This window comes from Kitasatospora sp. NPDC059088, assembly GCF_042738155.1.
In the GTDB taxonomy this organism is placed as follows: domain Bacteria; phylum Actinomycetota; class Actinomycetes; order Streptomycetales; family Streptomycetaceae; genus Kitasatospora.
Window position 1 is genome coordinate 23,266 of the sequence record NZ_JBHYGR010000109.1, and the last position, 9,896, is coordinate 33,161.

Consider the following 9,896-nt stretch of genomic DNA (forward strand, 5'->3'; position numbering starts at 1 on the left):
CCGGCCCCCCCCCCCCGCGGGGGGGCGGGGGGCCCCGGGGCCCCCCCCCCCCCCCCCCCCGCGCGCCCGCGCCCGCGCGGGCGCGCCCCCCCCCCCGCGGGGGCCCTTTGCGCTTCCTTGGGTTGACGGCCTGTCATCCGGTCGTTTATCTCTTTACCTATGGAACTAGATAAAGGCGCTGACCAGCCCTCTCCGATCGAGTTCCGCCTGGACCCGGCCTCCGGCGTCCCGACCTACCTGCAACTCGTGCAGCAGGTCGAACAGGCGCTGCGGATGGGCTGGTTGACGGAGGGGGACCAGCTGCCCCGGGTGCGTGAGGTGGTCGCCGGGCTGGCGATCAACCCCAACACCGTGCTCAAGGCCTACCGGGAGCTGGAGCACCGCGGCCTGGCGGTCGGACGGCGCGGCCAGGGCACCTTCGTGCGCGGGCTGCCCGCCGGAGTGGTGCCGCTGCGCGAACGGGCCGCGCTGCGGCGGGGGCTGCTGGACTGGATGCGCTCGGCGCGGACCGCCGGGCTGGACGAAGGGGGGATGGTCGCGGTGTTCGAGGACGCGCTGCGCGACCTGCGCGAGGGCCGGGACGGGGTGGTGGCGTGACGGCCGCGGACACCGTGATCGACTGCGGCGGGATCGGCAAGCGCTACCGCCGCTCCTGGGCGCTGCGGGACTGCCACCTGGCCGTCCCGGCCGGGCACGTGGTCGCGCTGGTCGGCCCGAACGGCGCCGGCAAGACGACCCTGCTCAGCCTGGCCGCCGGGCTGACCGTGCCGAGCGAGGGCGCGATGACCGTCCTCGGCGACCAACTCCCCGGCTCGCCGAGGGCCTTGGACCGGATCGGCTTCGTCGCCCAGAACGCCGCGCTCTACCCCGGCCTGCCCGTGCGCGATCTGCTCGCGATGGGCCGCCACCTCAACCGGCGCTGGGACGACGCCCGGGCGCGCACCCACCTGGACGGCCTCGGCATCCCGATGGACCGCAAGTACGGCCGGCTCTCCGGCGGCCAGCAGGCGCAGGTCTCGCTCGCCCTGGCCCTCGCCAAACGGCCAGAACTGCTGCTCCTGGACGAGCCGTTGGCCGCGCTCGACCCGCTCGCCCGGCACGACTTCATGGCCGTGCTGCTGACCGCGGTGGCCGAGGACGGCCTCTCGGTGCTGTTCTCCTCGCACGCCGTCAACGAGCTGGAGCAGAGCTGCGACTACCTGGTGGTGCTGACCGGCGGCCGGGTCCAGGTGTCCGGGGAGGTGGACGACCTGGTCGGCGGCCACCGGATGCTCACCGGCCCCACCGCCGAGGCCGACGCGGTCGCCGAACGGCTGCCGGTGGTCCGCGACCGCCGGGCCGGCGCCCAGTCCCACCTGCTGGTGCGCACCGGCGGCCCGGACGCGCCGGTCTCCGCCGGCTGGCGCCAACAGCGCATCGGCCTGGAGGAGTTGGTGCTCGCCTACCTGCGCGAGCCGACCGCCTCCGCGCTGCCCGGCCCGCGCGGGGCCGTCCGTACGAACCAGAAGGTACCGTCATGAGCGCCACCACCCTCGCCCCGCCCCGCTCGGCCGTGCTGCGGGCCGCCGGCCTGCGCCACCGGCCCGCGTTGCTGACCCTGCTCGCGGTGATGGGCGTGGTCTCCGTCGCCCTGTTGCTGCACGGCTGGTACCTGCACGACGGCCTGGACCGCACCGGCGCGGGCTCCTGCGATCCGACCACCGCCGCCTGCGCGGCCACGTTCAAGCGGTTCCTGCACCAGTACGCCGACACCATGCCGATGCTCGGCAACGTGTCCTACGTCCTGGGCGGCATGTTCGGTGCCTTCCTCGGCGGCCCGCTGCTGGCGCGGGAGTTCGAGCACGGCACGGTGCGCTTCGCCTGGACCCAGGGGGCCGGGCGGACCCGCTGGACGGCGGGCGGCCTGGTGCTGGGCGGCGCGGTGCTGGCCGTGGTGGCGGCGCTGTTCGGGCTGGTGCTGCGCTGGTGGAACGCACCGCTGGAGCTGCTGGGCGGACAGTTCCACCCGGACCTCTTCGTGCAGGCGTCGCCGGTGCTGGTCGGGCGGGTGCTGGTGGCCTTCGGGGTCGCGGCGCTGGCCGGCGCGGTGCTGCGCCGCACCGTGCTCGCGGTGGGCCTGGGTCTGGCGGCCTCGGTCGCCCTGCCGTTCCTCGCCGTGGCCGTGCGCTCGCACTACATGGCCCCGTTGGACGAGCCGGTGCGCGCCATGACGTCCCTCGCGGTGGACGACCGCTGGGTGCTGAGCGTCTGGTACTCGGACCCGGCCGGGAACCGGCTCTCCGAGGCGGACTTCTACAACCTCGGCGGCGACTACGCCCACCTCCAGTCCCTGGTGCACGACGGCGGGTACACCATGCACGAGGTGTACCAACCGGCGGACCGGTTCTGGCCGTTCCAGTGGATCGAGTTCGGCTGGACGACCCTGCTCGCGGTGTCGCTGTGCGCGGCGGCGGTCTGGTGGGTGCGGCGGCGGGCGGTCTGACCTGCGCCGCCCTTGATTGTTTGAAGTGTTTTCGTCAAAACCCTTGCGGCGGCGGCGGTTCCGGGCGTTTCCTTCTCGTTAGGAAGCTTTCCTAACCCATCGAGGAACCGGAGCGTCCCATGCGTCCCCAGCCCCGTCGCGCCCTCCACATAGCCCTCGCCGCCGCCCTGGTGGCCGCGCCCCTCACCGTCGCGGCCGCCTCGGCCGCCCAGGCCGCCCCCGCGGCCGCGGCCTCCGTCCAGCTCAAGGGCGTCGGCCTCGACGACCCGCACAAGAAGGACATCGCGATGCAGCTGGTGTCCAGTGCGGAGAACTCCTCGCTGGACTGGAAGGCCCAGTACAAGTACATCGAGGACATCGGTGACGGCCGCGGCTACACCGCCGGCATCATCGGCTTCTGTTCCGGCACCGGCGACATGCTGGACCTGGTCCAGCACTACACCGACCTCAAGCCCGGCAACGTCCTCGCCAAGTACCTGCCCGCGCTGAAGAAGGTCAACGGCAGCGCCTCGCACTCCGGCCTCGGCGACGCCTTCGTCAAGGACTGGGCCGCCGCCGCCAAGGACCAGACCTTCCAGCAGGCCCAGAACGACGAGCGTGACCGGGTGTACTTCAACCCCGCCGTCAACCAGGCCAAGGCCGACGGCCTGCGCGCGCTCGGCCAGTTCGCCTACTACGACGCCATCGTGATGCACGGCCCCGGCAACAGCTCCGACAGCTTCGGGGGCATCCGCGCGGCCGCGATGAAGAAGGCGAAGACGCCCGCCCAGGGCGGCGACGAGGCCACCTACCTCAAGGCCTTCCTGGACGCCCGCAAGGTGGTCATGAAGAAGGAGGCCGCGCACTCCGACACCAGCCGGGTCGACACCGAGCAGTCGGTGTTCCTCAACGCCAAGAACTTCGACCTCAACCCGCCGCTCAAGTGGAAGGTCTACGGCGACAGCTACAGCATCAACAGCTGACGCCCGGGCCGACGCCGTGGCGGGAACCCGTTTCCCCGGGTTTCCGCCACCTCGGCGTTTCGATCACCCCCGTTCTGATCACCCCCGTTTTGATCACCCCCCCGCGAAAAGCCCAAGGGACTGTGAAAGTCCTGTTCATCCCGTAACGAATCGAGCAGGGGCATAACGAACGATCCCTCCCGCATTGACGCATTCGCCCGGTGGCGCTTGACTCCGTCCCCTGCCGCAGGGTTGCGGCGCAGTACAGGAGGCACCACCGATCATGATCAGACCCATGCGTCTCGCGGCCGCGGGCACGGCCACCGTGTCGCTCGCACTCGCCCTCACGGCCTGCGGCCAGACGGTGGCGGGACAGGCGCCGGCGGCGGGCGGGAGCGGGGGTGGCGGTGAGGGCATCGGGCTGCTGCTGCCGGAGAGCGCGTCCTCCACCCGGTACGACGCGTTCGACAAGCCCCTGATCGAGCAGACGGTGACGGGCCTCTGCACCAAGTGCACGGTGAGCTACGCCAACGCGGGAGGCGACGCGTCCGTCCAGAAGAAGCAGTTCGACGACCTGCTCGCCAAGGGCGTGAAGGTCATCCTGCTCGACCCGGTCGACGCCAAGCTCACCGGACCGTGGGTGGACGCCGCCAACGCCAAGGGCGTGAAGGTCGTCGCCTACGACCGGCTGGCCCAGGGCAAGGTCGCCGCGTACGTCTCCTTCGACAACCAGCAGACCGGCCAGCTCCAGGGCCAGTCCCTGCTCGACGCGCTCGGCCCGAAGGCCTCCTCGGCCAACGTCGTGATGATCGACGGCGCCGAGTCCGACCCCAACGCCGCGCAGTTCAAGGCGGGCGCGCACCTCGCGCTGGACGGCCGGGTCAAGATCGCCTACGAGCAGTCCGGCGAGTGGAAGCCGGACGTGGCCACCGCGAAGACGAACGAGGCCATCCAGAGCCTCGGGAAGAACGGCATCCAGGCCGTCTACGCCGCGAACGACGGCATGGCCGCCGCCGTCATCGAGGCCCTGAAGGCCGCGGGCCTCAAGAACGTGCCGGTCGGCGGCCAGGACGCCTCCCTCGACGCCGTCCGCCGGGTGCTCACCGGCGAGCAGGCGTACACCATCTACAAGCCGTACAAGCCCGAGACGGACGCGGCGGGCAGCATCGCCGTCCAGCTGGCCGAGGGCATGGACATCAGCACCACCGCCGCCACGCTCACCGACAGCGGCGGGTTGAAGATCCCCTCGCTGCTGCTCACCCCGATCGTGGTGACCAAGGCGAAGGTGGAGGCGACGGTCGTCGACGGCGGGCTCTACAAGGCGTCCGACATCTGCACCCCGCAGTACGCCCAGGCCTGCGCGGAGGCCGGGGTCAAGTAGCGCGGGCCGCGGGGCGGCCGGAAAAGGGGCGGGCCCGTACCGGAGACCGGTACGGGCCCGCCCCTCACGTCCGGGCTCAGGCGCTCGCGGTGTAGTCGTAGAAGCCGCGGCCGGACTTGCGGCCCAGCAGGCCGGCGTCGACCATCCGGGACAGCAGCGGGGGAGCGGCGTACAGCGGCTCCTTGTACTCGTCGTACATCGATTCGGCGATCGAGACGATGGTGTCCAGGCCGATCAGGTCGCACAGCCGCAGCGGGCCCATCGGGTGGGCGCAGCCGGCCTCCATGCCCTTGTCGATGTCGGAGGCGGTGGCCACGCCCGACTCGAACATCCGCACCGCGGACAGCAGGTACGGCACGAGCAGGGCGTTGACCACGAAGCCGGCCCGGTCGCGGGCCCGGATCGGCTCCTTGGCGAGGGCCTGGGTGGCGAAGGCCTCGACCCGCTCGGTGGTGGTCGCCGAGGTGGTCAGGGTCGGGATGACCTCGACCAGCTTCTGCACCGGCGCCGGGTTGAAGAAGTGCAGGCCGATGACCTGCTCCGGGCGGGAGGTGGCGGCGGCCAGCTTCACGATCGGGATCGAGGAGGTGTTGGAGGCCAGGATCGCGTCCCGGCGCTCGACGACCTGGTCCAGGGTCTGGAAGATCTTGACCTTGATGTCCTCGCGCTCGGCGACCGCCTCGACCACCAGGTCGCGGTCGGCGAAGTCGGACAGGTCGGTGGTGAAGGACAGCCGGGACAGCGCCTCGTCCCGCTGCTCGGGGCTCAGCTTGCCGCGCTTGACCGCCGTGTCCAGGGAGTTGGTCAGCCGGGTGCGGCCGAACTCCAGCGCCTCACCGCTGGCCTCCGACACCAGGACGTCCAGTCCGGCCCGGGCGAAGACCTCGGCGATGCCCGACCCCATGAGACCGCAGCCGACTACTCCGACGCGTGCGATGTCACTCACTCAGTTGCCCTTCGGTGGTGCTGGGGGTCGCCCAGCGAACTGGTGGCCCAGCGAGCTCGCTGGTCAACGGGTCGGTGTACCGGAATGGGTGCACCGGTCACCGCCCCGACGACGTTACTACTCCGTACTCGCCAGTAGGTCACCCCCTCCCCGGCACAGTGCCAGCCCGGACGGCCCCCCGATCGGGTGAGGCCGCACCGCCTGCGGGTGCGCCCGGGCCCGCCGCCGCCCGCCGCCGGACAGAATGCCGCAGACGGGGGCCGGGGACGGGAAGGGAGCACACGGTGCCGACGGGATCGCTCACAGGACAGGTCGCCCTGGTCACCGGCGGCGGCCGGGGCATCGGCCGCGAGATCGCCGTCGGCCTGGCCGCCGAGGGCATGGCCGTCGGCCTGGTCGGCCGCACCCACGAGACGCTGACCGACACCCTCAAGGAGTGCGTCAAGCACGGCTCCCGGGGCGTCGCCGTCACCGCGGACGTCTGCCGCCCCGGCTCGGTCCGGGAGGCCGTCCGGCTGGTCGAGCGCGACCTCGGCCCGATCGACCTGCTGGTCAACAACGCCGGCCTGGTCGACCGCGCCGAGGTGCCGCTCTGGGAGACCGACCCCAACCAGTGGTGGCAGGTGATCGAGACCAACCTGCGCGGCCCCTACAACCTGCTGCGCTGCGTCCTGCCCGGCATGGTCGCCCGCCGCAGCGGCCGGGTGGTCAACCTCAACTCCGGCTTCGCGCTGCGCCCGGACGGCCGCTACACCGCGTACGCGACCTCCAAGGGCGCGCTGCTCCAGCTCTCCGACAACATGGCGGACACGCTGGCCGAGCACGACGTCGTGGTGCTCGACATCAGCCCCGGCGCGGTGGCCACCGACATGACCGCGGGGATGCCGATGTTCCGGGACATGAAGGCCTGGGGCTCGATCCCGTACATGGTCGCCGTCACCGTGGACGCCGCCCGCGGGCGCTTCGACGCGCTGCACGGGCGGTTCATCCACGCCGGGCGGGACGACCTGGCGGAGCTGGTCGCACAGGCCGACGCGATCCGCGCGGTGGACGCCCGGACGCTGCGGCTGCGCCCGTACAAGGACGACGACCCGATGGCCTGACCGGCTTCGGCGGGAGCTCAGTCGGGGGCGGGGAGTTCCGGTCGGGGCCGGTCACGCACACAGTTGGCTGGCGGTGACCGGCTTGAGCCCCGCCTTGGCCAGCCCGTCCAGGATCGCGGGCAGCGCGTCGATGGTGCACTGGTGCCCCATGTGCAGGGCCACCACCGAGCCGCCGCGCACCGAGCCCAGCACCCGGCGCTGGAGCTCGGCGGCGCTCGGGTCGTTGTAGTCCCGCGGGTCGACGTCGAAGGACAGCACGTGCTCGTAGCCGACGGCCTTGGCCTGGTCGCGCACCATCGAGGTGGCGTACTGCGCGGCGGAGGGGCGGAACCAGCGGCCCATCGAGCCGGTCAGCCTCGTCAGCCGGTCGGCGCACTGGGCGATCTCGGCACGGGCCTGGTCCGGTGTCATCGCGGAGATGTTGAGGTGGTTCTGGGTGTGGTTGCCCAGTTCGTGGCCGCCGTCCAGGATCCGCCGGGCCATCTGCGGCTGCTGGTCCAGCCAGCTGCCGACCGCCATCACGGTCAGCTTGACGCCGCGCTGCTCGGCGGCCTCCAGCAGGGTGGTGGCGAGCTTCGGGTCGCCGCTGCCGTGGACGGTGAGCGCCACGTTCTTGCCGGTGCGCGGCCCGTACACCACCTCGTACGGGGTGCCGGCCGCCAGCGGCGTCAGGACGGGCGGGGTCGGCGGTGCGGAGGCCGGCGCCGAGGCCTGGGCGGCGGCCGGGGTCGGTTCGCCGCCGGGCTGCGGCTCGCCCGCGGCGCCCGGGGTGGTCGGGGCGGGGGAGGCGGGCCCCTCGCCGCCGTTCCAGGCCGGGTCGGTGGTGTGCTGCGGGTCGACACTGCCGGGGTGCGCGGCGAGCGTCCCGGTGTCGGCCCGGCGGGGCGTGCCGCTGCCGCAGGAGGTGAGGAGTCCGCCGGCGGCGGACAGGGCGGCCAGCTTGGCGGCGGTGCGCAGTACGGTGCGGCGGTCGGCAGTCATCGGCAGCCAGCATAGAGAGGACGGACCCTCCCGGCGATCCGGCAGAGCCGTCCGACGCCGTCCGGCGCACCGTCTTTGACGTGCACACACTCCGTCTTCCGGGTGTTGCAGGAACCTGAACTCCCGCTGTTTCCACGGCGTGTCGTTGGATACGATCACCGCGCACCGCGTGTTACGGGGCAGTAGGCACATTCCGGCATTGCGCATTGGGGGCGGAACATGATGCACCACGAGGACACCGCGGCCGTCGACCAGGACACCCGCACCGGCTGGGAGTGGGCCAGAGCGGACGACTGGCAGCCGCCGAGCGAGCTCGACACCGGCATCCCGCACACCGCCCGGATGTACGACTACTACCTGGGCGGCAAGGACAACTTCGAGGCCGACCGCCAGGCCGCCCAGGCCGCCATCGCCGCCTACCCGGCGCTGCCGCTGCTGGCCCGCACCAACCGCCAGTTCCTGGGCCGGGCCGTCGAGTTCGCGGCGGGCCGGGGGATCCGCCAGTTCGTCGACATCGGCACCGGCATCCCGACCGTCGGCTCCACCAACGAGGTCGCCCAGCGGGTCGCCCCGGACGCCCGGGTCGTCTACGTCGACAACGACCCGATCGTCGCCACCCACGCCCGCGCCCTGCTGGCCGGGCACCCGGCCGGGCACACCTCGGTCATCGAGGCCGACCTGCGCGACCCGGAGGCGATCCTGCGCCACCCCGCGCTGGGCGCCGCCATCGACCTGTCCCAGCCCGTCGCGCTGATGCTCGTCGCCGTCCTGCACTTCATACGCGACGAGGAGGGCGCCCAGCAGATCGTCCGCACCCTGCGCGAGGTGCTCGCCCCCGGCAGCGCCCTGATCCTCTCCCACGGCAGCCCCGACTTCGCCTCCCGCGAGAGCGCCGCCGAGGGCACCCGGATCTACCGGAGCGCCAGTGCGCCGCTGGTCCTGCGGCCCCGGGCCGGTGTCGAACCCTTCTTCGGGGACTTCGAGTTCGTCGGCCCCGGCCTCGTCCAACTCCCGCTCTGGCGCCCCACCGCGGGCCACCTGCGCACCACCGAACTGCCCGAGGGCCTGGCCTTCGACCACCACGCCGTCCGCTACGGCGCCGCCACCCACGACATCGGCAAGGTCGTCCACCCCGAGGAGCTCTCGGGCCCGGGCTCCGCGCACGAACCCGCGGGCCACGCCCTGCTGTCGGCCCGCGGCGTCCCCGAGGAACTGGCCCGCTTCGCCCGCACCCACGCGAGCTGGGGCGAGCCCGGCACCACCACCGAGGACCTGCTGGTCAGCCTGGCCGACAAGGCCTGGAAGAACCAGCGGGTCCGCGACCTGGAGGACCGGGTGGTCGAGCGGCTGGCCGCCGCCACCGGCCGCGAGCGCTGGGAGGCCTTCCTCGCCCTGGACGACCTGCTCACCCGGATCGGCGAGGACGCCCCGCGGCGGCTCGCCCTGCAGGCCGCGCATCCGGTGCGTACCGGGAGGAATTGACGCGACAGCGCGCGGCGGGCGGTGTGGGGTTCCGCGGCGACACCGCCGCCGGGTGAGGCCCTTCCCCGTGCGAGCGGCTACCGCCCGCCGCGCAGCTGGTCCAGGTCGCGGCGCTCCCGCTTGGTCGGGCGCCCCGCGCCGCGGTCCCGTTCGAAGGTCGGGGCCACGAACTCGCGCGGCGGCCGCGGCGGACTGTTGTCGACCAGGCACTCCGCCGCGACCGGGGCGCCGACCCGCTTGCGGATCGGCTTGGTCACCACGACGACCCGCTCGTACCCCTCCTCGCGGACCCGGACCTCGTCCCCGGGCCTGAGGGTCTGCGCCGGCTTGGCCCGCTCGCCGTTCACCCGGACATGCCCGGCCTTGCAGGCCGCCGCCGCCAGCGCACGCGTCCTGGCCAGCCGGACCGACCAGATCCAGACGTCCACCCGCACGCTTCCCTGTTCCTCAGCCATCCCGCGAGCCTACCCACGCCGAGGTGGGGGGGCGGGGGGGGCCCGCCCCCCCCCCCCCCCCCCGGGCGCGGGGGGGGGGGGGGGGGGGCGGGGCCGCCCCCCCCCCCCCCCCCCCCCCCCCCCCC

General features: G+C 73.1%; 10 protein-coding genes. 7 read left to right on the forward strand and 3 right to left on the reverse strand.

Annotation, left to right across the window (positions count from 1 at the left end):
• The first annotated feature begins 159 nt into the window (after nucleotides 1-159).
• The 5 genes from ACFWXO_RS34480 to ACFWXO_RS34500 all read left to right on the forward strand — a co-directional run bounded on the left by ACFWXO_RS34480 (nucleotide 160) and on the right by ACFWXO_RS34500 (nucleotide 4,804).
• Nucleotides 160-597, forward strand: a complete 438-nt coding sequence (locus tag ACFWXO_RS34480) for a GntR family transcriptional regulator (RefSeq protein ID WP_380528959.1) — start codon at nucleotides 160-162, stop codon at nucleotides 595-597.
• On the forward strand, nucleotides 594-1,520 hold the full coding sequence (locus ACFWXO_RS34485) for an ATP-binding cassette domain-containing protein (protein WP_380528961.1): 927 nt from the start codon (nucleotides 594-596) through the stop codon (nucleotides 1,518-1,520). The genes ACFWXO_RS34480 and ACFWXO_RS34485 overlap by 4 nt, the downstream gene beginning before the upstream one ends.
• Nucleotides 1,517-2,482 carry a hypothetical protein gene (locus ACFWXO_RS34490; RefSeq protein ID WP_380528963.1) on the forward strand — a complete coding sequence of 322 codons (966 nt, stop codon included), beginning with the start codon at nucleotides 1,517-1,519 and terminating at the stop codon, nucleotides 2,480-2,482. Before ACFWXO_RS34485 ends, ACFWXO_RS34490 begins: the two co-directional genes overlap by 4 nt.
• Before the next feature lie 119 nt (nucleotides 2,483-2,601).
• The gene (locus ACFWXO_RS34495) at nucleotides 2,602-3,444 is read left to right on the forward strand and encodes a chitosanase (RefSeq protein WP_380528965.1); all 843 of its coding nucleotides are present in this window, start codon (nucleotides 2,602-2,604) and stop codon (nucleotides 3,442-3,444) included.
• Between the two features lie 274 nt (nucleotides 3,445-3,718).
• On the forward strand, nucleotides 3,719-4,804 hold the full coding sequence (locus tag ACFWXO_RS34500; RefSeq protein WP_380528967.1) for a sugar ABC transporter substrate-binding protein: 1,086 nt from the start codon (nucleotides 3,719-3,721) through the stop codon (nucleotides 4,802-4,804).
• A 76-nt stretch (nucleotides 4,805-4,880) separates the two neighbouring features.
• Here the strand turns inward: ACFWXO_RS34500 and ACFWXO_RS34505 are convergent, their stop codons facing one another.
• The gene (locus tag ACFWXO_RS34505; RefSeq protein ID WP_375890902.1) at nucleotides 4,881-5,750 is read right to left on the reverse strand and encodes a 3-hydroxybutyryl-CoA dehydrogenase; all 870 of its coding nucleotides are present in this window, start codon (nucleotides 5,748-5,750) and stop codon (nucleotides 4,881-4,883) included.
• A gap of 284 nt (nucleotides 5,751-6,034) precedes the next feature.
• Between ACFWXO_RS34505 and ACFWXO_RS34510 the strand changes: the two genes are divergently transcribed.
• The gene (locus tag ACFWXO_RS34510) at nucleotides 6,035-6,853 is read left to right on the forward strand and encodes an SDR family NAD(P)-dependent oxidoreductase (RefSeq protein WP_380528970.1); all 819 of its coding nucleotides are present in this window, start codon (nucleotides 6,035-6,037) and stop codon (nucleotides 6,851-6,853) included.
• 51 nt (nucleotides 6,854-6,904) lie between these two features.
• Here the strand turns inward: ACFWXO_RS34510 and ACFWXO_RS34515 are convergent, their stop codons facing one another.
• On the reverse strand, nucleotides 6,905-7,834 hold the full coding sequence (locus tag ACFWXO_RS34515) for a polysaccharide deacetylase family protein (protein ID WP_375890906.1): 930 nt from the start codon (nucleotides 7,832-7,834) through the stop codon (nucleotides 6,905-6,907).
• Between the two features lie 219 nt (nucleotides 7,835-8,053).
• Here ACFWXO_RS34515 and ACFWXO_RS34520 point away from each other — a divergent pair, with 219 nt between their 5' ends.
• Nucleotides 8,054-9,316, forward strand: coding sequence for an SAM-dependent methyltransferase (locus ACFWXO_RS34520; RefSeq protein ID WP_380528971.1), 1,263 nt, complete (start codon nucleotides 8,054-8,056; stop codon nucleotides 9,314-9,316).
• 77 nt (nucleotides 9,317-9,393) lie between these two features.
• Here ACFWXO_RS34520 and ACFWXO_RS34525 read toward each other — a convergent pair whose 3' ends face one another.
• The gene (locus ACFWXO_RS34525; RefSeq protein WP_375890911.1) at nucleotides 9,394-9,771 is read right to left on the reverse strand and encodes an RNA-binding S4 domain-containing protein; all 378 of its coding nucleotides are present in this window, start codon (nucleotides 9,769-9,771) and stop codon (nucleotides 9,394-9,396) included.
• Between the last annotated feature and the right edge of the window lie 125 nt (nucleotides 9,772-9,896).